Raw genomic sequence first — 20,944 nt, forward strand, 5'->3', positions numbered from 1 at the left:
TGAAATTTCGATCTGCAATTTACAACAAAAAGTAGTTTGAGATAAATATTTTGTATATTTGTAACACAATCTCGTACTGCGAGATTTTTTATGTTTTATAAACTGAGGTTTGTGAAACATATTTTTTTGAATTAAAACGATGAAGTTATGAGTAAAAAATCTTATTACACTGCAGAAGGACTAAAGAAGTTAAGAGACGAACTAAGACAATTAAAAGATATAGAGCGGCCACGTGCCTCTCAAGCCATAGGTGAAGCAAGAGACAAAGGGGATTTAAGTGAAAATGCCGAGTACGATGCTGCTAAAGAAGCCCAAGGAATGTTAGAGATGAAAATTTCTAAACTAGAAGACGTTTTAGCTGGCGCTCGCGTAATTGACGAGTCGCAATTAGATGCTTCTAAAATATTGGTATTATCTAAGGTTAAAATTAAAAATCAGACTAACGGTATGGAAATGAACTATACGTTGGTTGCCGATGGTGAAGCCGATTTAAAATCAGGGAGAATATCTGTAAACTCACCTATTGGTAAAGGTTTGCTAGGTAAATCTGTTGGCGATGTTGCCGAAATTCAAGTGCCTAGTGGGATCATGAAATTCGATATAGTAGAAATTTCTAGATAGTAATCTGAAATAATTTTTTATAAGATTCCTAAAGTTTAAAACCTAAATTATTCGAGGTTAGAAGAAAACTCTAGGAATCTTTTTATATTTACATACCTAAATTAAATATTATGGCTTCTATTTTTAGTAAAATCATTTCAGGAGAAATTCCATGTTACAAAGTTGCAGAAACTGAAGATTTCTTAGCGTTTTTAGATATCAATCCAAATGCGAAAGGACATACGCTTTGTATTCCGAAGCAAGAAGTAGATAAGATTTTCGATATGGACGATGCCTTATATATGGGGTTAATGAAGTTCTCTAAAGAGGTGGCTACTGCCATAGAAAAAGCGATACCGTGTAAACGTGTTGGAATGACTGTCATTGGACTGGAAGTACCTCATGCTCATGTGCATTTAATCCCTTTAAATACTATGGAAGATGCGCGTTTCTTACAAAAAACAAACGTGTCTAAACAAGAATTTCAAGATATTGCCTCTGCAATAGCTCAAGCTTTATAATTAGGAGACCGAAGGTTTGCCTATTGTTTTTAAAGTAATTTGCATGGTTGTGCCTTTGCCTATTTCAGACTGTGCGACTTTTATTTTCCCGTCATGAAAATCTTCAATAATACGACGTGCTAACGATAAACCCAATCCCCAACCACGTTTTTTTGTTGTAAATCCAGGTTCGAAAACTTGGTTAAATTGTGCTTTAGACAAGCCTTTTCCCGTATCGGTAACATTAATTTTTACATCCTGCTCCGATGCTATTATCTGCACCGACAGCTTGCCCTTACCTTTCATGGCATCTATAGCATTTTTAACTAGATTTTCTATAGTCCAACTATATAACTGTGCATTTAATTGCACCGGAATTTCATGGTTTGGTACATCAATACTAAATGCAATTAGTTTTGAAGAGCGTGATTTTAAATAGTCGTAAGATTCTAAAGTTTCTTTTACAATATCGGTTTTAGTTAGAGTAGGTACAGACCCTATTTTACTGAAACGCTCTGTAATAGTTTCTAGTCTATTAATATCTTTTTCAATCTCTGCTATATATTCAGGATTCACTTCTTCCATCTTTAATATTTCAGTCCAACCAATTAAAGATGATAATGGCGTACCTATCTGATGGGCTGTTTCTTTAGCCATTCCAGACCATAATTTGTTCTGTGTCGCAATTTTAGTACTGCGGTAAAAATTATAGACTAATCCTGCAAAAAGCACAAGGATAAGTACAAAAGCAATGGGGTAATATTTTAGTTTGTTTAAAAGTGGCGAATTTCCGTAGTATAAGGTATTTAAAACTTTGCCGTCGTAAATAATTTCAATCGGTTGATTTTCCTGCTCAAATTCTAAAATAAGATCTTTAACGTAAGCGGTATCTTTGGCGTTTTGTTCATCTAAATTATTGTGTTCAATATTACCATTTAGATCTACCATAATCATAGGTGTTGTGGTATTACTTTGTAAAATCTGAAGTGGTAATTCTCCAATATCACCGTCTAGATTACTGCTCTTAATTAAATCCCGTTGTGCGGCCGACCAATTTTCCATCTTTATACGTTCTTCAGCTTTAAAACTTTGAAAAAACATATATGTATTCCATAAAATAAGCGCAATAATTACAAACGAGAATCCGATAAATATCCAACGGATGAGGTTTTTATGTTTGGTAAAAAGCATGAAAACTAGTTTTAGTGGTAATATAATGCAAATCTGTTAATAATATTGTGCTATCAAGTGTTCAAATCATTTTTTGTTAATTGATAGAATAGTTACCTTTGTGCCGTATTAAAGAATTAAACAGACGTGGTTTAAGGATAACTAATTATGAGTGCAAGGGTTAGCTTGTTTTAGTCGCTAATAACGAGTAAGCGTAATTAGGAAGTCTCATGAGTTTAGTTTTTTATAAATCTGGTTAAATCTATTATTTTTGGCGGTTTACTAGATAGTCATATTCTAATTAATTCAGAAAAACATACGGCGTTAAAGTAAAATATTTAATGTGGTTGTAATAAATATTGTAAATTACGACTTAGTACATTAGATGCCGTAAAAATTGTACTGAATATGAAAATGGCGAGGATAAATAGATACACCGTTTTACCAAATAATTTAAGGAGTAAAGGTTTAAACGGAAAGGTGTATGTATTTAAAGGATGAATATAAAGAGAGTTTTTTTAATAGAAATTTAATGTAATGGAAGTACAAGGAAAAGTAAAAATGATAGGAGAAACCCAAACCTTCGGGAGTAACGGGTTCAGAAAAAGAGAGTTGGTAGTTACAACAGAAGAACAATATCCTCAACATATATTAGTAGAATTTGTTCAAGATAAAACAGATTTACTAAACAGTTACCAAGTAGGACAAAACGTAAAAGTGAGTATTAATTTAAGAGGAAGAGACTGGGTGAATCCACAAGGAGAAACTAAGTATTTTAACTCAATTCAAGGATGGAGAATTGAAGCGGTACAAGATAGTGCTTCAGGTGCAGTGCCTCAAGGACCTCCAGCAGATGCTTTCGAGCCAGCTTCTAGTTTAAAAGAAGATGACCACGACGATTTACCTTTCTAGTAAAGGTATACTATGACTAATTCAAAGTGTGATTAACCTCAATATCTTACGATATTGGGGTTTTTTTATTTTATATCAATTCTTTTTTTAAATTAGAAGAATGAAATTTTTAAATTCTAAAATAGAGTTTCCGGATGTCAAGTACGCAACCCGAGAGGGAATTGTTGCTGTGGGTGGCGATTTGTCTCCAAAGCGTTTGTTACTAGCCTATAAACGTGGTATTTTTCCGTGGTTTGAAGACGATAATGCCATACTTTGGTGGTGTCCAGATCCGCGTTTTGTATTGTTTCCAGAAGAATTGAAAATTTCTAAAAGTATGAAGCAGGTGCTTCGAAACTGTAATTTTACGGTGACTATAAATCAGGCTTTTCCGGAGGTAATAGAAGCATGTGCACATATTAAACGTAACGGGCAGACGGGTACATGGATTACAAAAAACATGACCGAGGCCTATATAGAATTGCATCTTATGGGATTTGCAAAGTCTATTGAAGTTTGGGAAAATGAAGAGCTCGTTGGTGGGTTTTATGGCCTAGATTTAGGTAACGATGTGTTTTGTGGCGAAAGTATGTTTTCTAAAGTGAGTAACGCTAGTAAAGCGGCATTTATAACCTTTGTGCAAAATACCAATTATAAGATTATTGATTGCCAAATCCACACCCACCATTTAGAAAGTCTCGGGGGGTGTTCAATTTCTAGAGAGGCGTATTTAAAATATTTGTAACCATACTTAAACTTCATTGTAACGAAAACAATTTACTTCGTGGTCGTTAACCATTCCTGTAGCTTGCATATGTGCATATACAACAGTAGAGCCTACAAATTTAAAACCTCGTTTCTTTAAATCCTTACTTAAAGCATCACTTAAAGGCGTGTTTGCAGGAGCTTCTTTATAATGTTTAACTTTATTTTTAATCGGAGTGCCATCTACAAAACTCCAAATGTAGGTACTAAAACTTCCAAATTCTTCTTGAATTTTAATAAAGGCCTGCGCATTAGTAACCGTGGCTTTTATTTTGAGTTTATTTCTAACAATTCCAGCATCTTGAGCCAAATCGTCCATTTTAGTTTGTGAGTATTTAGCTATTTTTTTATAATCGAAATTATCGAATGCCTTTCTAAAATGTTCTCGTTTTCTAAGAATTGTAATCCAACTTAAACCCGCTTGAAACGTTTCAAGAATTAAAAATTCGAAGAGTGTGGCATCATCTTTTACTGGAACGCCCCATTCTTGGTCGTGATAGGCTTCATATAAATCATCATTTTTACACCAGCCGCATCTGTGCTTTTCCATCTTGTAAGGTTTTTAATTAATAGCTACTAATGTAACAACAGTTACCTTAAAAAAGATATTTATAAATTAAATTTGTAGGGTAAAACAAAGAATTTTATGGAAGTTACACGCAGTATAGTTAAAAATGAGGTCGTTAGAAAAGGTTTAGATAACGCCATGTCTTATCAGGATTTTAGAATTTTAGTAAAAGATTTATCTAAATCAGGAGGAACAACAGGTATCGAGCAAACCGAAGCTTTGGTAGGATATACAAAGGTGAATGAAAGCCGTATGAAACGTTGGGACAAAACACTTAAAGTGTCTGAGCAAGCTACAGAAGCGATACAAAATTTTAAGGGTGATATTACGTGGTTGGTTATTGCCGAAAGCTGGTGTGGAGACGCCGCTCACGTTTTACCTATAATGAATAAGGTTGCAACATTAAACGAAAATATAGACTTACAAGTTGTGCTTCGAGATACTAATGACGACTTAATGGCTATGTTTTTAACAAACGGTGGAAAATCTATTCCGAAGTTAATTATGATAGACAATACAACTGGCGAAGTAGTTAATACCTTTGGACCAAGACCAACTGTGGCCACAAAATTTGTAGCCGAATATAAAGCCGAACATGGTGTGTTAACTCCAGAATTTAAGGAATCTTTACAAACATGGTATAACCTAGATAAAGGTCAAAGTACCATTTCCGATTTATTAGAATTATTAGGGGTTTAATTTTTGCCTTCAAAATAAAATGTAATCGAGCCAATCTGTGACGGTTTCGAGGCATCTGTACTAAAACGTGCTTTTTTGGCGTACTCCAAAGCACTGTCAATTAAGCACTCGTTTTTAGTCGTCGAGGATGTATTTACATAGGTATCTACAACATCTCCCGTAGTATTTACAGTAATATTTATAACCACTTTACCGCTAGCTTCACATAAATAAATAGGCGTTGGTAAATACACATGTGTTCTGTCTTTAAGAGAATAATGCATACTACTATTTTTATTTACAGACGTATTTATCGCTATTTTACCACTAGTACTATTTCCGTTCGACGCGTTTGCTTTACTCTTATTTCGAGCGGTCGCGTTTAAAATGCTATTTACGCTATTAAAAGACGATATTTCGTCTGCATCTATACTGCTCGATTCAGAAGCTGAGTTGGTTTCCTCTGTTGGCTCTTGAGTTTCTGTAAGATCTTCTGTCTGTGTAAATCTAGACTTATCGTATTCTTTGGGAGGTGCTATAGGCGTGTAAGCCTTTGCAAAATGCTTGTTATCTTGCGAGGCATTAAAACCTTTGTTGGTTTCTGCCTTAGCTTGTAAGGCTTGCTCCTCAAGTTGTTTTTGTTCCAATGCCTTGGCTGTTTCTTCTTCAGATGGCATGGTGTAATAGGTTTCGGAAATTAAAGTGTCGTGTTGCGTTAAATGCATATTAAACATGGTAAGCAATACAATTCCCGCAATAAGAGCTGTAATTAGTGCTGCTTTATGTTTATCGATTAATTTCAAAAAAGTGCAATTTTTGGGGTGAAATCAAAACTAATATACGAGTTTCCCGAAGGTTTAGCCTTTTAATTGCTCTATAAACTGTTCAGGACTTAATGCATTATCAACATTAAAATCGCCAATTTTAGTACGACGTAAAACAGATAAGTGTCCTCCAGAACCTAAAGCCTTACCAAAATCGTTTGCTAAAGAGCGTATGTAAGTTCCTTTACTGCAAACAACTCTAAATTCGACGTTATTTTCAATAATGCTAGTGATTTCAAATGCCGCAATATGGATGGTTCTTGGTTTTATTTCAACGTCTTCACCAGCGCGAGCAAATTCATACAAGCGCTTACCATCTTTTTTTATAGCCGAAAACACCGGTGGATATTGTTCAATGTCTCCAATAAACTGTTTGGTGGTTTCGTGGATTAATTCCGGGGTAATATGAGCTGTAGGATATGTTTCATTAATTTCGGTTTCTAAATCGAAAGACGGTGTAGTACCTCCTAAAACTATGGTTCCTGTATATTCTTTAATTTGCCCCTGGAAGGTGTCTATTTGCTTGGTCATTTTACCCGTGCAAATCACTAAAAGGCCAGTAGCTAAAGGATCGAGCGTTCCGGCATGACCCACTTTTATTTTCTTTATATTAAAGGCTTGTCGGATTTCCCAACGCAGTTTGTTTACGGCCTGAAAAGAAGTCCAATGTAAAGGTTTGTCTATTAATAGGACTTGTCCAGCTTGGTAATCGTCTAATGTCTTCATATTAATTTAAAACGGTATAACCAATGGCAACACAACCAACAATGGCACAATAAATAGCGAAATAAGATAGCTTACTTTTTTTAACTAAAGAAATCATCCAAGTACAAGCGAAAAGACCACAAATAAAAGCCGTAATAAATCCAGCAGAAAGCGCTGTGATGTTTGTGCTGTCGAAATTTAATTCGCCTCCTAAAATGTCTTTAGCTATTTTTCCGAAAATTAAAGGAACAACCATTAAAAATGAAAAACGAGCCGCTTTAGTTTTATCATTTCCAAGTAAAACCGAAGTCGAAATTGTGGCTCCAGATCTTGAAATTCCGGGCAACATGGCAATGGCTTGAGAAACTCCTATAATAAATGCATTTTTAAACGTTACCGGTTTTCCTGTGTCTTTTGCTTTATCTGCAAGGAATAGCAAAACAGCTGTTACAATAAGCATAGCGCCTACCAACAGTAGGTTTCCTCCAAAGAGTGATTCTAATTGTTCTTCGAAAAATAAACCAACAAAAACGGCGGGAATCATAGATAAAACAATTTTAGAAACAAATTGTAAATCTTCATTCCACTCGAATTTTAAGGCCCCTTTTATAAGGTCTAAGATATCTTTTCTAAAAATAACAATGGTACTTAATGCGGTTGCAAAGTGAAGCACTACAGTAAAAAGTAAGCTTTCTTCGGGTACAGAATGGTCGCCTAAAATGGCTTTTCCTATTTCTAAATGGCCACTAGACGATACAGGTAAAAATTCTGTAAGTCCTTGGATTGCCCCGAGGATAATAGCATCAATAGTTTCCATTATTTTTTATTCGGATTTAAAAGTATAGCATAAATCTGAATTCCAAATCCTATTAAAACTAAGGTTGGAGCCAATCGAATTCTTCTGAAACTAAAAATATCTGGACTAAATACATTCGGGTCGTCACTACCGCCTCCAGACATTAATATAAAACCTAACGCAATTACGCCAAGTCCGATAAGCATAAACTTATAATTTTTTTTTCCGAAGATAAACTCCCCTTTACTTAGGTCTTTGTTTTTTTGTTCTCCCATGTTTATTTTAATAATGCATTAGCTTTGAAAGCACTGCAAATTAACGGTTTTATTTAAAAAGAATCCTTAAAGCTTACTTAAAATTACTCTAAGTCTATCGAGTCTATAATCTCGTGTAGCACTGCTTTTTCTTCTTCGTTGGTGTACGATAATATAAACGATAAGCTGAAGCCATAACGCACGATGCTGTAAAATTCTTGGTTCACTGGATAGCCACCAAAAGTTGCTTTTGCACGCATTACATCAAAAGTTTTACCTCCTAATGTTTTAGTGTCAAAGTCTTCTTCAAATTCAAAACCAGCAGGCGTTTCTTTTAGTAACTCTCTAGAATTAAACAAATAATCGCGACCACGAGTAATTTTAGGGTTTCCACCTACATTTTCTGCAATCACACTTAAAGACGCATTGTAGCCTTGAGGTTCTTTTACCGGATATTTAAAAAGTGAAAATAAATAGGCCGTATTAATTTGTGAAGCCTTTAAAATAGACCCCATTTTGGTGTTTTCGCGTGCTAAATACTTTTCACCTTTATCGGTAATCGCTTTAATGTCGTGTTTAGATTGCTGATACCATGCTTCAGGATAATTAAAAGTCAATCCAAAATAAGCATTAGTATATGTGTTGTCTTTTGTATCACCAAAATCAAAATCTTCAGGTAAGTTTTTAACCTCTTTTTTACAGCTAATTACGCACAAAAAAAGCAGTGATAAGCAAATAGATTTCATCATAATGTTAATAGTATAATTGGTCGGTTTTTAAATTTAGGAAGCGTTGCGTGGCAATAAACGTACTAATCCAGGTGATTAATATTCCTAAAATAAAGATGGTTACAAATAGGCCTCCAACTAAAATCGGATTGTTTAATAATTGTAAATCCGGGAATGTTTCATTTAAATAATAGAATACAATAGCCATTCCAATTAAAGCTATAATAGCACCAATAATACCTAATTTTACACTTTTCCAAACAAAAGGTCTTCTAATAAAATGCTTGGTTGCGCCTACCATTTGCATGGTTTTTATCGTGAATCGTTTAGAGTATACAGAAAGTCGGATTGAGCTATTTATAAGTAGCACGGCTATTAATGTAAATATACCGCTAATGACTAAAATCCAGAAGCTAATGCGCTTTACGTTTTCGTTCATAAGGTTTACCAAATCGTTGTCGTAACGCACTTCTTCCACAAACGTTTTTGCTAAAGCTTCGTCAGATATGGTTTTTAAATGTTCAGACGTTACAAAGTCTGCTTTTAAATGCACATCGATAGAATTTTGAAGCGGATTAAAACCTAAGAAATTCATGAAATCTTCACCGTTTTCAGCCTTCATAAATTCGGCTGCTTGTTCCTTAGAAACATACTCGGTTGTCTTTACGTATTCGGCCATCGATAAGCTTTTTTCAAGTTGTTTGGTTTCAACTTCTTTTGCCGAATCTTTTAAATAGATAGTAACCACCACTTGTTCTTTAAAATGGTCGGCAACTTTCTTGGTGTTAAGCACGAGCATGCCTAGTAAACCAAGTAAGAATAATACTAAAGCAATACTCAAGACCACAGAGAAATAAGACGATATTAATCGGCGTTTTTGATAACTTTCAAAAGATGAGCTCATATAAGGCGTAAATTTGTTTGTAAAAATATAAAAGAAATCTATTTCCTTTAGGATAACAACGTTTAAACTTTCAACATTGTTATAATAACCTTAAATTTGCGCCTTTATTAAGCGGAATACGACAATATGCAATACCATTTTAACGACATAGAAGCCAAGTGGCAAAAATATTGGGCAGAACACAAAACGTTCGAGGCCAAAAATCAATCTGAAAAACCTAAATACTACATACTCGATATGTTTCCTTATCCGTCTGGAGCAGGATTACACGTTGGGCATCCGTTAGGATATATTGCTTCAGATATTTATGCACGTTACAAGCGCCATAAAGGATTTAATGTGTTGCATCCGCAAGGATACGATAGTTTTGGTTTGCCGGCAGAACAATATGCGATTCAAACGGGTCAGCATCCTGCTATTACTACCGAAACAAATATCGCCACCTACCGTCGTCAATTAGACCAAATCGGATTTTCTTTCGACTGGTCTCGTGAAGTGCGTACGTCGAATCCGGAATATTATAAATGGACACAATGGATTTTTGTGCAATTGTTTAATTCTTGGTTTAATAACGATACCGCTAAAGCTGAAGATATTTCAACTTTAGAAGCCGTGTTTTCTAAAGAAGGAAACGCATCTGTAAATGCGGTTTGCGACGATAATATCGTACCGTTTACTGCTGAGGAATGGAACGGATTTTCTATAGAACAAAAACAAGCTGTTTTATTACAATACCGTTTAACGTATTTGGCTGAAACCGAAGTAAACTGGTGTCCAGAATTAGGAACTGTTTTAGCAAACGACGAGATTGTTAACGGCGTATCCGAACGCGGTGGCTATCCAGTAATTAGAAAGAAAATGACACAATGGAGTATGCGTATTTCTGCTTATGCAGAGCGTTTGCTTCAGGGTTTAAATGATATCGACTGGACGGATTCGTTGAAAGAAAGTCAGCGTAACTGGATTGGAAAATCTGTTGGTGCTTCGGTAACGTTTAATGTAAAAGGGCACGACGATAAAATTGATGTATTTACTACTCGTCCTGATACTATTTTCGGAGTAAGTTTCATGACCCTTGCACCGGAACACGAATTAGTATCGAAAATTACTACTGATGCTCAAAAAGGAGACGTTGAAGCGTATATCGAGAAAACGGCAAAACGTAGTGAACGTGAGCGTATGGCCGATGTAAAAACCATTTCTGGTGTGTTCACGGGAGCGTATGCAGAGCATCCTTTTACTAAGGAACCTGTTGCGATTTGGATTGGAGATTACGTATTGGCAAGCTATGGAACAGGAGCTGTTATGGCGGTGCCTTGTGGTGACCAACGCGATTACGATTTCGCAAAACACTTTGATATTGCTATCCCAAATATTTTTGAAGGTGTAGATATTTCTGAAGAAGCGTTCGCTGAAAAAGGAAATACTAAACTTACAAATAGCGACTTCTTAAACGGTTTGTCTTATAAAGAAGCGACTCCAAAAGCCATTGAAGCCTTGGAAGCAATCGGACAAGGTGAAGGAAAAACAAACTACCGTTTACGCGATGCCGTATTTAGTCGTCAGCGGTATTGGGGAGAACCATTTCCGGTGTATTACGTAAATGGAAAACCACAAATGATTGCAACTGAACATTTACCAATTCGTTTGCCAGAAGTAGAAAAATATTTACCAACCGAAACCGGAGAGCCACCTTTAGGTCGTGCCGATGTTTGGGCTTGGTGTACAGAAACACATACCGTTGTTAGCAACGAAAAGATAAACCATACCACTGTATTTCCATTAGAGTTAAACACTATGCCAGGTTGGGCGGGAAGCTCTTGGTATTTCTTCCGTTATATGGAAGAGGCTTCAAAACGAGGCGATGCCTTTGCTAGCGAAGATGCGCTTAACTATTGGGAAAGTGTCGATTTATATATTGGTGGTAGCGAACATGCAACAGGCCATTTATTATATTCTCGTTTTTGGGTGAAATTCCTAAAAGACCGCGGATTTGTAAATATTGAAGAGCCTTTTAAAAAGCTGATTAACCAAGGCATGATTTTGGGAACTAGTGCTTTTGTGTATCGTGAAGAAGGAACATATACTTATCTTTCTCATGGTTTGATTGAAGGTAAAAAGGTGACGCCTATTCACGTAAAAGTTCAGTATGTAAATGCTTCAGATGAATTAGATATTGAAGGATTAAAAACTGATGGCGAGTTTGGAGAAGATTTTAAAGATGCCGAATTTATTTTAGAAGATGGTGTGTATAAAGTAGGTCGTGAGGTCGAAAAAATGTCGAAATCTAAATACAACGTCGTTAATCCAGATCAGATTTGTGCAGAATACGGTGCAGACAGTTTGCGTTTATACGAAATGTTCTTAGGGCCGTTAGAGCAGGCGAAACCGTGGAATACAGCAGGAATTACAGGAGTACATGGTTTTCTTAAAAAATTATGGAAATTATATCATCAAGGGGAAGATCTTAATAACGATAATCCAGAGCACTATCTTCATGACCCAAATAAGGAAGGAGAATATTCAGCTTTTAAAGCTGTTAAACGAGGATTTGGAGTTACCGATGCAGAACCAACAAAAGACAATTTAAAAACGCTTCATAAAACCATTAAAAAGGTACAAGAAGACATCGAGAATTTCTCTTTTAATACTTCGGTATCTACCTTTATGATTGCTGTAAACGAATTCAACGCACAAAAATGTGAGAGTAAAGCGGTATTAGAACCGTTCTTAGTTTTGTTGTCGCCTTATGCACCGCATATTGCAGAAGAATTATGGAGCAAGTTAGGAAATACGGAATCTATTTCTGAAGCACCGTTCCCAGAATTTGACGGGAGTCATTTAGTAGAGAGCAGTAAAGTGTATCCAATTTCTTTCAACGGAAAAACACGTTTTACTTTAGAATTGTCTCTAGACTTAAAAAAGGATGAAATCGAGGAGATAGTTATGGCTCACGAAAAAACCCAAGAGCAATTACAAGGACGCACACCTAAAAAGGTAATTGTTGTACCAGGAAAGATTATTAACATTGTAGGATAAAAACAGTTGTAAAATTGTGAAAGTGGTATAGAAATTGAATTAAATTTCTATAGCCTATATTTTTTAAGGGGTTAGTGTAGTGAAAGTGTAATTTTTGCTACCTGACCCCTATTTTTTTACGGGGTGTCGTTAAAAAATACGAAATTTGACTGATAAAATATATTATCATGAAAATAGGTATTCCAAAAGAAATTAAGAATAATGAAAATCGTGTTGGTATGACGCCAGCCGGAGTTTACGAATTGGTTAATCTAGGGCACACGGTTTATGTGCAATCTACAGCTGGGGAAGGCAGTGGGTTTTTTGATGACATCTATCAAGAGGTTGGTGCTATCATTTTGGAGACCATTCAAGAGGTTTACAAATCTAGCGATATGATTGTAAAAGTAAAGGAACCCATAGAGGAAGAATATGCTTTAATTCAGCCACAACAGATTGTGTTTACTTATTTTCATTTTGCATCTAGCGAAGCATTAACCTTAGCGATGTTAAAAAGCAATGCGGTTTGTATTGCCTACGAAACCGTAGAAGATGATGATGGAACCTTACCTTTATTAACACCAATGTCTGAGGTTGCTGGTAGAATGGCCATACAGCAAGGTGCAAAATATTTAGAAAAACCTATTAAAGGTAGAGGGATTCTTTTAGGTGGAGTTCCGGGAGTTTCTCCAGGAAAAGTATTGATTTTAGGGGCAGGTGTTGTTGGAGTACAAGCAGCAAAAATGGCTGCAGGTTTAGGTGCACATGTTACCATTATGGATGTGAATATGAAACGTTTACGTTATGTGAATGATATTATGCCTAGCCACGTTGTTACAGAATATTCTAGTGTTTATAATATTAGAAAACATATACAAACGCACGATTTAATTATTGGAGGTGTTTTATTAAAAGGAGGGAAAGCTCCAAAATTAATCACCCGAGATATGCTAAAATTAATGCGTCCGGGAACGGTATTGGTAGATGTAGCCGTAGATCAAGGTGGATGTATAGAGACTACTAAAGCCACTACGCATGAAAACCCTACGTTTATTATTGATGATATTGTACACTATTGTGTTGCTAATATGCCAGGAGCAGTACCTTATACATCTACTTTAGCGTTAACAAATGTTACTTTGCCGTATGTTTTAAAACTAGCAAATAAAGGTTGGGCCGAGGCTTGTGCTGAGGATACAGCGCTTCAAAAAGGATTAAACATTGTTGGTGGAGAGATTGTTTATAACGAAATAAACGATGCTTTTGACTGGGGAGTGAAACAGGTTTAATAGCTGACAAAATTTCTTAATATGTATTTGGCGCATTATTTGATATAATATATTAAATTTAACTTTTTAAAAATTAAGAAGATGTTCAATTATTATATACTTATTGGTGCCATTGCTTTAGTGAGCTGGTTGGTTAGTAACAAGCTTAAGTCTAAATTTAAGACCTATTCTAAAGTGCATTTACGTAATGGAATGACGGGAAAGGAGATTGCAGAAAAAATGCTATCCGATAACGGTATTCGCGATGTAAAGGTGTTATCTACTCCAGGGCGATTAACCGATCACTACGATCCGAGAAATAAAACGGTAAACTTAAGTGAATCGGTATATATGGAGGCTAATGCAGCGGCTGCGGCCGTGGCTGCTCACGAATGCGGACACGCAGTGCAACACGCACAAACGTATAGTTGGTTAACCTTACGTTCGCAGTTAGTGCCTGTGGTTAGTGTATCGTCTAAAATGTCGCAATGGTTAGTTATTGGAGGTTTAATGTTAGGAGCTGCTGCTGGAGCCGGTTTGGGATTCTGGGTTTCCGTTTTAGGTTTATTAATGATGGGAATGGCCACGCTGTTTAGTTTTATAACTTTACCAGTAGAATACGATGCGAGTAACCGTGCGTTAGCTTGGTTAAAAAATAAGAACATGTTAGCGCCTAATGAATACGATGGTGCTGAAGATGCTTTAAAATGGGCTGCAAGAACCTATTTAGTGGCTGCCATTGGTGCCTTAGCTTCATTATTGTATTGGGCTTTACAAATTTTAGGAAATAGAAACTAAGAACAAATTTAAATATAAAAAAAGGGTCAGATTTTATAAAATCAGACCCTTTTTTAATGTATTAAAATGATGTTTAATTAATAGATAGTATTATCTATTAATGGCACCACAAGCAATACGTTTTCCAGCATCTCCTGTAGGTTGTGTGGTAAAGTCGTCTGTACCTTCATGGATAATAATTCCGCGACCTACAATGGTCTTAGTTTCGTCTTCGCAATTTAAACACCATTGATCAGTTTCAAAAGTTACAGTCGCATTTCCATTTTCATCGGTTGTAAAATTACCTATATCTCCACGGTGGTAACCTTCTGCATCACCCCATTTTCCATGTTTAGAATCGGTTGGATTCCAATGTCCGCCAGAAGATTTAGCATCGTGAGCCGAGCAATCTGCAGTTTCGTGTAAATGGATGGCGTGTTCTGTGTTTGGTTTTAAGCCTTCTAATTCACCTAACATTTTTACAGTATCATCTACTTGTGTAAAAACGATATTTCCCGATACTTTACTATCGCTTTTTGCTTCCATAGTCACCTGTATCTGAATGGCATTATCGGTAGATGCATCTTTCGCGTTTTCAGCATTTTCTATAACGCTTTCTTTGTCGGGAGTGTGCGTTGGGTTAGACATAGAATTATTGTCCTTCTTTTTATTCTCGCAAGATGCAAGACCTATAACGCACATAGCAATTAATAGTGTTTTGTGTAATTTCATGATGTTGATTTTTAATTGTTTACGACGAAATTATAACATCAGCACTAAAGCGATTAATGGAATTACATATAAAATTAACTCAAATCAAAGCCAATTTTGTTATATCGGAATTTGTCTGTCTATTTGTTGTTGTAGGGAAATAAAAGTTTCTGTTCTTGAAACACCGGAAATAGATTGAATGTCCTTGTTTAAGAGTTGCATTAAATGTTCGTTATCACGACAGAGAATTTTAATAAAAATACTCCAGTTTCCTGTTGTATAATGGCATTCGATAACTTCAGGGATTTTTCTTAGTTGTTTCACTGCTTCTGGATTGCTCATGGCTTTATCTAAGTAAATACCAATGAAAGCCATGGTTGTGTATCCTAAAATCTTTGGGTTTATAGTAAATTTAGAGCCAGAAATAAGTCCGCTTTTTTCTAGTTTACGTAAACGCTGATGGATGGCCGCTCCAGAAATACCTACACCTCTTGCAATTTCTAAAATGGGTGTTCTCGCATCTTGCATTAAAGCACGAAGAATTTCTTTATCAATTCCGTCAATTTCAATATTCTGGTTACTAACTTTCATAATGGTTTATGTTCTATAATTGCATATAAAAGTAGTAAAAGGGTTTTAATCCGGAAGCTTATTGTTTATAAAGTTAAGGGATTGTAACCTAGGTAAGGTACTTCTTTCTCAGTGAACTTTATATCGAAGTTTTCTAATTCTTTTAAAATAGGAGTGTAGACTTCTTTTGTAATAGGACGTTGCACACCTGCAGTAGTGATTTGTTTATTTAAAATGGCTAAGGTGGCAATGGCTACAGGCAGTCCTACGGTTTTTGCCATGGCTGTGTAAACTTGATCCTCTCCTTTTGTAACCATAGTCGCATCTATTTGATGATTTTTACCGTTTAATTCGTATCCGAATTTATGATACATCACAATCATGTCTTTGTCGGCTTTGTTTAATGTCCAAGACTGTGTTAAGATGTGTTGTAATATCTGCGCAGGAGAGGCTTGTTTCAGGTTCGCTTTTTTATGCGGATTAAAGAGGTCTAATTCTAAAAATTTGTTCCAAACCACATCATCTTGGTCAATTTTTAATTGATGTCTAAATTTTATTTCAACCGAATCTGAGGGGCTATATGGTAAAAATGCATTTACAAAGTCGCGATAGCTTAAGTGTTCGCTGTCTTCCATAATATAACTGTCGTCTGTCATTCCCAATTGCACGAACATATTCCATGCTCGACTAAAGCCAACGCGTCGCATGGTGCCCCGATATAACGTTTTTATATTATCCAGACCATAAACACTTTGGTATTTTAAGGAATCGCGATTGGCATAAGCCTCAAATTGCCCATAACCATCTATTTCTAAAAATTCTGTGCGTCTAAATAAGCGATGATATGGAATGTATTTATAGGTGTTTTCTTGCAGAAATTTTGCTGTTCCTCCCTGACCAGAGACCACAACATTTCTAGGATTCCAAGTGAATTTGTAATTCCATAAGTTGGTGTCGTGTTCCGGGGCTACTAAACCACCTGTAAACGATTCAAATAGTATCATTTTTCCACCTTTAGAGCGAATACGATTTATAACCTGCATGGCACTCATGTGGTCAATACCAGGGTCTACTCCAATTTCATTCATAAAGATTAGTCCCTTTTCAGTTACAGCGTCATTTAGTGCTTGAAGTTCGTCGCTAATGTAGGATGCTGTAATTAAGTTTTTACCAAATTTCAGGCAATCTTTTGCGACTTTAATGTGGAATCTTGCAGGGAGCATGGAGATAATAATATCTGCATTTTTAATCAGTTTTTTACGGGTAATGTCGTCAAAAATGTCGAACTTTATAGTAGAAACATTAGCATGGTTTTTAGTTCGTTTTTTAGCATAATCTATAGTAATATCAGCAATTGTTAAATGGATGTTTTCGGCTTCAGATTTGTCTAATAAATACCAGATTAAATAAGATGTCGATTTGCCTGAACCAATAATTAGAATATGTCGCATAACGGTTTGAGTTTACTAGTTTTATAATAAGCAAAAAGTGATATGATCTATAAATGTACTAAATAGTAAGTGCGGATTCTTCTAAAATTGGATTTATATGAATAAAAAAATTGTGATTACTGGAGGTGTTCTCGGACTGTTAAGTGTGGTTATTGGTGCTTTCGCAGCACATGGATTGAAGCCTTTAATTTCGGCAGAATCTATACAAACTTTCGAAACAGGAGTACGTTACCAGATGTATCACGCTTTATTCCTGTTATTTGTGGGAAGTACAACTTTAATTCCGAGTGCTAAAAAGGCGGTGATTTTTTATCTCGTTTTGGCAGGTGTTATTTTGTTTTCTGGATCAATTTACGGTTTAGCCACCAATGACCTTACAGGATTCAATTTTAAAAGCATTGGCTGGATAACTCCAATAGGAGGATTGTTAATGATTGTAGGCTGGGTAATTATGATATTGTCATTTTTAGGACTTAAAAGTGGTGATAATTAAGAATATAATATTTAACTCAAGTTAATTTGTGTAAATATGTAAATTTTTTGATAGGGTTCTAAAATAAAATTTACATATTTGTACAGCAAAATTAGTATTATTATGGCAGATAACATTCAAATTACGAAATCGATTTCGTTAGAATCTTACGGAATCAAAAATGCTGAAGTACAGTATCAATTATCCTCAGACGAATTACATGATTTAACTATTGAAAGGGGCTTAGGTGTAGAATCTTCTTCTGGAGCCTTAGCGGTTAATACAGGCGAATTTACTGGACGATCTCCTAAAGATCGGTTTATAGTGAAAGACGATATTACTAAAGATCTGGTTTGGTGGGGCGATGTGAATATTCCTTTTAAATCTGAAGATTTTAAAGCGTTATACGACAAGGTTGTAAACTATTTATCCGGAAAAGAAGTATTTGTTAGAGATAGCTATGCTTGCGCCGATCCAAATTACAAGTTAAACATTCGTGTAATTACAGAGTTGCCTTGGAGCAATATGTTTGCACATAATATGTTTTTAAGACCAACAGAATTAGAATTAGAGAATTTTGAACCTGAGTGGACTATAGTCTGTGCGCCTAAATTTATGGCCGTTCCAGACGAAGATGGTACACGCCAGCACAACTTTGCCATATTAGATTTTACTAGAAAAATTGCATTAATAGGGGGAACAGGATATACTGGAGAAATTAAAAAAGGAATTTTTTCAGCCTTAAACTTTATTCTTCCTGTCTTTAAAAAAACGTTGCCAATGCACTGTAGTGCAAATGTTGGAGAACAAGGCGATACAGCTATTTTCTTCGGACTTTCAGGTACGGGAAAAACAACGCTTTCTGCAGATCCGAACCGTAAATTAATTGGAGACGATGAACACGGGTGGACCAACGAGAATACAGTTTTTAATTTTGAAGGTGGTTGCTATGCAAAAGTGATTAATTTATGTAAAGAAAATGAACCTGATATTTATAATGCGATTAAGAGAGGTGCTATTCTTGAAAATGTAATATTAGATAAAGAAGGGCATGTAGATTTTGAGGATACATCTATTACTCAAAATACGCGAGTGAGTTACCCGATTAATTTTATAGACAATATACAAGTACCTTCTATTGGTAAAAACCCTAAGAATATATTTTTCTTAACGGCAGATGCTTTTGGAGTTATTCCTCCAATATCTAAATTAACACCAGCCCAAGCTGCGTATCATTTTATATCTGGGTATACGGCAAAGGTTGCTGGTACAGAAGCAGGTGTTAAAGAGCCTGTACCATCATTCTCGGCGTGTTTTGGAGCACCATTTATGCCATTGCATCCTGCAAAATATGCAGAAATGTTAAGTAAGAAAATGAAAGACGCTGGCGTAAATGTTTGGCTAATTAACACGGGTTGGACTGGTGGTGTCTATGGCGTTGGTACACGAATGAAATTAAAATATACGCGTGCCATGATTAATGCAGTGCTAAACGGCGATTTGGGATTATATAACCACCACGATTACCATATTCACTCTGTGTTTGGAGTAGCGCAACCAAGAACTTGTCCAGGAGTACCAACATCGGTTTTAAGTCCGAGAGCAACTTGGAACGACGACGAGGCTTACTACACAACAGCTTTTAAACTATCGAATGCATTTAGAAAAAATTTCGAACAGTTTGAGAGTATAGCTAGCGAAGAAATAAGACGAGGAGGCCCACAACGTTACAATCCTTAAATGTATATAAACCTATAGGTATTAAACCAAAAAAAGGCGATTCTTTAACAGAATCGCCTTTTTATATATAATATTAAATCAATCTACTTTCCTTTATTTGCTTTGTCAATATATTTGTCTAAAGCCATAGTCATAGATGGTGTTTCTGGTGTTGGTGCAGATATATCTACTCTTAACCCTTTTTCTTCAACAGCTTTAACCGTAGTGTTTCCAAATACAGCAATTCTTGTATCGTTTTGCTTAAAGTCTGGGAAGTTATGAAATAAAGATTCAATTCCTGATGGGCTGAAAAATACTAACACATCGTAAGATACATCGGCTAAATCTGATAAGTCACTAATAACCGTTCTGTAAAATACAGCTTCTTTCCAGTTAATGCTTAAACCATTTAAGATTTCAGGGATTTCATTTTTCAATTTATCCGAAGCTGGAAGTAAGAATTTTTCGTCTTTATATTTTTTAATTAAAGGCGTTAATTCTGAAAAAGTACGCTTCCCAACGTAAATTTTTCGTTTTCTATAGACCACGTATTTTTGAAGATAATATGCGACTGCTTCAGATTGACAGAAATATTTCAAAGAATCTGGAACTTTAAAACGCATTTCTTCAGCAACTCTAAAAAAGTGATCTACCGCATTACGGCTCGTTAAAATAATGGCAGTGTAGTTGTTAAGGTCTACTTTTTGCTGTCTAATTTCTTTTGCAGGTAATCCTTCAACATGAATAAAAGGACGGAAATCAATTTTTACTTTTTGCTTTTCTTGAAGATCAAAATATGGGGAATTTTCTATTTTAGGTTCTGGTTGAGAGACTAAAATTGTTTTCACTTTCATATGCACTTTTAATTAAGATGACCTCTAGTAAAGTGTAACAAATTTGTACAAAAATACATAGGGGGCGATTTCGAGAGTGCAAAGATACAAAATAAAATAAAAAAGGTTCGGTTTTATTAATTTTTGATAACGTTTTAATGATGTGCCCAAACTTACCATAAGAACCATCCATAAAATAGGTAGAATAATATATAAAATTGTTTTTGAAGGCGTTAAACCGTAGATTAAAAACGCATTAACGGGGATAAGTAAGATTCCGAAGAAGTTTTTGTAACTCGTTTTCTGGAAGATATAATTATCTATAATATCATCTATATTAAAAAGATTTGCCACAAGACGTTCAAAAAGTGCTTTTATAATTAAAAACACGCCAATACCTAAAATAAATCTTGGCAGAATATCTGGCCCTACTTTAATTTGATCACTTAAAGCTTTAAAGCAAATAAAAATAAAAATGGCCGTCGAAATAATAAAATTTAAAAAGAGTAAGGCATCAAACCAATCTAATAGTTTTTGATCGCGAGAATAAATATTTAAATATTTTGAACGTGTTAAAATACCAGCAAAATCGTTAAATCTGTTTGTAAATGCGACTTTAGCAATAGTGATAGCTATTAGTCCAACCATTATTAATATGGTAAACATTTCGTTATATGTAACTTCTCGAAGCATCTGCCAAAATTATTTAAAATAATTGTAGCCACATTCAATTATTAAGTAA

Annotated in this window: 23 protein-coding genes; 10 read left to right on the forward strand and 13 right to left on the reverse strand. The window is 35.3% G+C overall.

Features of this window, described 5'->3' with window-relative positions; genetic code table 11:
* The first annotated feature begins 147 nt into the window (after positions 1–147).
* Both greA and AC0UBM_RS07200 read left to right on the forward strand, forming a co-directional pair.
* Positions 148–621, forward strand: a complete 474-nt coding sequence (gene greA, locus AC0UBM_RS07195; protein ID WP_414035595.1) for a transcription elongation factor GreA — start codon at positions 148–150, stop codon at positions 619–621.
* A 110-nt stretch (positions 622–731) separates the two neighbouring features.
* On the forward strand, positions 732–1,121 hold the full coding sequence (locus AC0UBM_RS07200; protein ID WP_414035594.1) for an HIT family protein: 390 nt from the start codon (positions 732–734) through the stop codon (positions 1,119–1,121).
* Here the strand turns inward: AC0UBM_RS07200 and AC0UBM_RS07205 are convergent, their stop codons facing one another.
* Positions 1,122–2,291, reverse strand: a complete 1,170-nt coding sequence (locus AC0UBM_RS07205; protein ID WP_414035593.1) for a sensor histidine kinase — start codon at positions 2,289–2,291, stop codon at positions 1,122–1,124.
* Between the two features lie 516 nt (positions 2,292–2,807).
* Here AC0UBM_RS07205 and AC0UBM_RS07210 point away from each other — a divergent pair.
* A complete protein-coding gene (locus tag AC0UBM_RS07210; RefSeq protein ID WP_414035592.1) occupies positions 2,808–3,182 on the forward strand; it encodes a DUF3127 domain-containing protein in 375 nt (124 codons plus the stop codon).
* Between the two features lie 100 nt (positions 3,183–3,282).
* Positions 3,283–3,906 carry a leucyl/phenylalanyl-tRNA--protein transferase gene (aat, locus tag AC0UBM_RS07215; protein WP_475688174.1) on the forward strand — a complete coding sequence of 208 codons (624 nt, stop codon included), beginning with the start codon at positions 3,283–3,285 and terminating at the stop codon, positions 3,904–3,906.
* Positions 3,907–3,912: 6 nt separating this feature from the next.
* Here the strand turns inward: aat and AC0UBM_RS07220 are convergent, their stop codons facing one another.
* The gene (locus tag AC0UBM_RS07220; protein ID WP_414035590.1) at positions 3,913–4,476 is read right to left on the reverse strand and encodes a DNA-3-methyladenine glycosylase I; all 564 of its coding nucleotides are present in this window, start codon (positions 4,474–4,476) and stop codon (positions 3,913–3,915) included.
* Positions 4,477–4,572: 96 nt separating this feature from the next.
* Here AC0UBM_RS07220 and AC0UBM_RS07225 point away from each other — a divergent pair, with 96 nt between their 5' ends.
* Positions 4,573–5,193 carry a thioredoxin family protein gene (locus tag AC0UBM_RS07225; RefSeq protein ID WP_475688175.1) on the forward strand — a complete coding sequence of 207 codons (621 nt, stop codon included), beginning with the start codon at positions 4,573–4,575 and terminating at the stop codon, positions 5,191–5,193.
* Here the strand turns inward: AC0UBM_RS07225 and AC0UBM_RS07230 are convergent.
* From AC0UBM_RS07230 to AC0UBM_RS07255, 6 genes are all read right to left on the reverse strand, one after another.
* The gene (locus tag AC0UBM_RS07230) at positions 5,190–5,975 is read right to left on the reverse strand and encodes an energy transducer TonB (protein WP_475688176.1); all 786 of its coding nucleotides are present in this window, start codon (positions 5,973–5,975) and stop codon (positions 5,190–5,192) included. The two genes, AC0UBM_RS07225 and AC0UBM_RS07230, sit on opposite strands and share 4 nt — an antisense overlap.
* A 54-nt stretch (positions 5,976–6,029) precedes the next feature.
* Positions 6,030–6,722: a tRNA pseudouridine(55) synthase TruB gene (gene truB, locus AC0UBM_RS07235; protein ID WP_475688177.1), complete on the reverse strand. Its 693-nt coding sequence runs from the start codon at positions 6,720–6,722 to the stop codon at positions 6,030–6,032.
* Position 6,723: 1 nt separating this feature from the next.
* Entirely contained in the window at positions 6,724–7,518 is a 795-nt protein-coding gene (locus tag AC0UBM_RS07240) for an undecaprenyl-diphosphate phosphatase (RefSeq protein ID WP_414035586.1), read from the reverse strand.
* Positions 7,518–7,772: a DUF3098 domain-containing protein gene (locus AC0UBM_RS07245; RefSeq protein WP_414035585.1), complete on the reverse strand. Its 255-nt coding sequence runs from the start codon at positions 7,770–7,772 to the stop codon at positions 7,518–7,520. The genes AC0UBM_RS07240 and AC0UBM_RS07245 overlap by 1 nt, the downstream gene beginning before the upstream one ends.
* A gap of 83 nt (positions 7,773–7,855) precedes the next feature.
* Positions 7,856–8,500 carry a hypothetical protein gene (locus tag AC0UBM_RS07250; protein WP_459395821.1) on the reverse strand — a complete coding sequence of 215 codons (645 nt, stop codon included), beginning with the start codon at positions 8,498–8,500 and terminating at the stop codon, positions 7,856–7,858.
* Between the two features lie 4 nt (positions 8,501–8,504).
* Complete coding sequence (locus tag AC0UBM_RS07255; RefSeq protein WP_038532271.1) at positions 8,505–9,383, reverse strand: cell division protein FtsX; 879 nt, start codon at positions 9,381–9,383, stop codon at positions 8,505–8,507.
* 126 nt (positions 9,384–9,509) lie between these two features.
* On the opposite strand from AC0UBM_RS07255, the gene leuS reads away from it, so the two are divergent.
* The 3 genes from leuS (at position 9,510) to AC0UBM_RS07270 (ending at position 14,467) form a co-directional block, all read left to right on the forward strand.
* Complete coding sequence (leuS, locus tag AC0UBM_RS07260) at positions 9,510–12,422, forward strand: leucine--tRNA ligase (RefSeq protein WP_475688178.1); 2,913 nt, start codon at positions 9,510–9,512, stop codon at positions 12,420–12,422.
* 167 nt (positions 12,423–12,589) lie between these two features.
* Positions 12,590–13,690, forward strand: coding sequence for an alanine dehydrogenase (gene ald / locus AC0UBM_RS07265; protein WP_475688179.1), 1,101 nt, complete (start codon positions 12,590–12,592; stop codon positions 13,688–13,690).
* 81 nt (positions 13,691–13,771) lie between these two features.
* Positions 13,772–14,467, forward strand: coding sequence for a zinc metallopeptidase (locus AC0UBM_RS07270; protein WP_475688180.1), 696 nt, complete (start codon positions 13,772–13,774; stop codon positions 14,465–14,467).
* Between the two features lie 90 nt (positions 14,468–14,557).
* Here AC0UBM_RS07270 and AC0UBM_RS07275 read toward each other — a convergent pair whose 3' ends face one another.
* The 3 genes from AC0UBM_RS07275 to AC0UBM_RS07285 form a co-directional block, all read right to left on the reverse strand.
* Positions 14,558–15,178, reverse strand: a complete 621-nt coding sequence (locus tag AC0UBM_RS07275) for a superoxide dismutase family protein (RefSeq protein ID WP_434037452.1) — start codon at positions 15,176–15,178, stop codon at positions 14,558–14,560.
* 99 nt (positions 15,179–15,277) lie between these two features.
* Positions 15,278–15,748 carry an Lrp/AsnC ligand binding domain-containing protein gene (locus tag AC0UBM_RS07280; protein ID WP_382380374.1) on the reverse strand — a complete coding sequence of 157 codons (471 nt, stop codon included), beginning with the start codon at positions 15,746–15,748 and terminating at the stop codon, positions 15,278–15,280.
* A gap of 65 nt (positions 15,749–15,813) precedes the next feature.
* Positions 15,814–17,178 carry a saccharopine dehydrogenase family protein gene (locus AC0UBM_RS07285; protein WP_475688181.1) on the reverse strand — a complete coding sequence of 455 codons (1,365 nt, stop codon included), beginning with the start codon at positions 17,176–17,178 and terminating at the stop codon, positions 15,814–15,816.
* Between the two features lie 97 nt (positions 17,179–17,275).
* On the opposite strand from AC0UBM_RS07285, the gene AC0UBM_RS07290 reads away from it, so the two are divergent.
* Both AC0UBM_RS07290 and pckA read left to right on the forward strand, forming a co-directional pair.
* Positions 17,276–17,671 carry a DUF423 domain-containing protein gene (locus tag AC0UBM_RS07290; RefSeq protein ID WP_434037454.1) on the forward strand — a complete coding sequence of 132 codons (396 nt, stop codon included), beginning with the start codon at positions 17,276–17,278 and terminating at the stop codon, positions 17,669–17,671.
* Between the two features lie 102 nt (positions 17,672–17,773).
* A complete protein-coding gene (gene pckA / locus AC0UBM_RS07295) occupies positions 17,774–19,390 on the forward strand; it encodes a phosphoenolpyruvate carboxykinase (ATP) (protein ID WP_414035577.1) in 1,617 nt (538 codons plus the stop codon).
* 83 nt (positions 19,391–19,473) lie between these two features.
* Here pckA and AC0UBM_RS07300 read toward each other — a convergent pair whose 3' ends face one another.
* Positions 19,474–20,223, reverse strand: a complete 750-nt coding sequence (locus AC0UBM_RS07300) for a uroporphyrinogen-III synthase (protein ID WP_414035576.1) — start codon at positions 20,221–20,223, stop codon at positions 19,474–19,476.
* Between the two features lie 24 nt (positions 20,224–20,247).
* Positions 20,248–20,895, reverse strand: a complete 648-nt coding sequence (locus tag AC0UBM_RS07305) for a DUF4271 domain-containing protein (RefSeq protein WP_475688182.1) — start codon at positions 20,893–20,895, stop codon at positions 20,248–20,250.
* Positions 20,896–20,944 lie beyond the last annotated feature (49 nt).

This window comes from Formosa sp. F44, assembly GCF_056238645.1.

Coding starts and splice junctions, on each gene's coding strand:
- AC0UBM_RS07290 (WP_434037454.1), top strand. CDS start 17,276: ATGAATAAAAAAATTGTGATTACTGGAGGTGTTCTCGGACTGTTAAGT.
- AC0UBM_RS07250 (WP_459395821.1), bottom strand. CDS start 8,500: ATGATGAAATCTATTTGCTTATCACTGCTTTTTTTGTGCGTAATTAGC.
- AC0UBM_RS07210 (WP_414035592.1), top strand. CDS start 2,808: ATGGAAGTACAAGGAAAAGTAAAAATGATAGGAGAAACCCAAACCTTC.
- aat (WP_475688174.1), top strand. CDS start 3,283: ATGAAATTTTTAAATTCTAAAATAGAGTTTCCGGATGTCAAGTACGCA.
- AC0UBM_RS07225 (WP_475688175.1), top strand. CDS start 4,573: ATGGAAGTTACACGCAGTATAGTTAAAAATGAGGTCGTTAGAAAAGGT.
- AC0UBM_RS07305 (WP_475688182.1), bottom strand. CDS start 20,895: ATGCTTCGAGAAGTTACATATAACGAAATGTTTACCATATTAATAATG.
- AC0UBM_RS07285 (WP_475688181.1), bottom strand. CDS start 17,178: ATGCGACATATTCTAATTATTGGTTCAGGCAAATCGACATCTTATTTA.
- AC0UBM_RS07240 (WP_414035586.1), bottom strand. CDS start 7,518: ATGGAAACTATTGATGCTATTATCCTCGGGGCAATCCAAGGACTTACA.
- leuS (WP_475688178.1), top strand. CDS start 9,510: ATGCAATACCATTTTAACGACATAGAAGCCAAGTGGCAAAAATATTGG.
- AC0UBM_RS07280 (WP_382380374.1), bottom strand. CDS start 15,748: ATGAAAGTTAGTAACCAGAATATTGAAATTGACGGAATTGATAAAGAA.
- AC0UBM_RS07300 (WP_414035576.1), bottom strand. CDS start 20,223: ATGAAAGTGAAAACAATTTTAGTCTCTCAACCAGAACCTAAAATAGAA.
- truB (WP_475688177.1), bottom strand. CDS start 6,722: ATGAAGACATTAGACGATTACCAAGCTGGACAAGTCCTATTAATAGAC.
- ald (WP_475688179.1), top strand. CDS start 12,590: ATGAAAATAGGTATTCCAAAAGAAATTAAGAATAATGAAAATCGTGTT.
- AC0UBM_RS07245 (WP_414035585.1), bottom strand. CDS start 7,772: ATGGGAGAACAAAAAAACAAAGACCTAAGTAAAGGGGAGTTTATCTTC.
- pckA (WP_414035577.1), top strand. CDS start 17,774: ATGGCAGATAACATTCAAATTACGAAATCGATTTCGTTAGAATCTTAC.
- AC0UBM_RS07205 (WP_414035593.1), bottom strand. CDS start 2,291: ATGCTTTTTACCAAACATAAAAACCTCATCCGTTGGATATTTATCGGA.
- AC0UBM_RS07270 (WP_475688180.1), top strand. CDS start 13,772: ATGTTCAATTATTATATACTTATTGGTGCCATTGCTTTAGTGAGCTGG.
- AC0UBM_RS07275 (WP_434037452.1), bottom strand. CDS start 15,178: ATGAAATTACACAAAACACTATTAATTGCTATGTGCGTTATAGGTCTT.
- AC0UBM_RS07255 (WP_038532271.1), bottom strand. CDS start 9,383: ATGAGCTCATCTTTTGAAAGTTATCAAAAACGCCGATTAATATCGTCT.
- AC0UBM_RS07200 (WP_414035594.1), top strand. CDS start 732: ATGGCTTCTATTTTTAGTAAAATCATTTCAGGAGAAATTCCATGTTAC.
- AC0UBM_RS07220 (WP_414035590.1), bottom strand. CDS start 4,476: ATGGAAAAGCACAGATGCGGCTGGTGTAAAAATGATGATTTATATGAA.
- greA (WP_414035595.1), top strand. CDS start 148: ATGAGTAAAAAATCTTATTACACTGCAGAAGGACTAAAGAAGTTAAGA.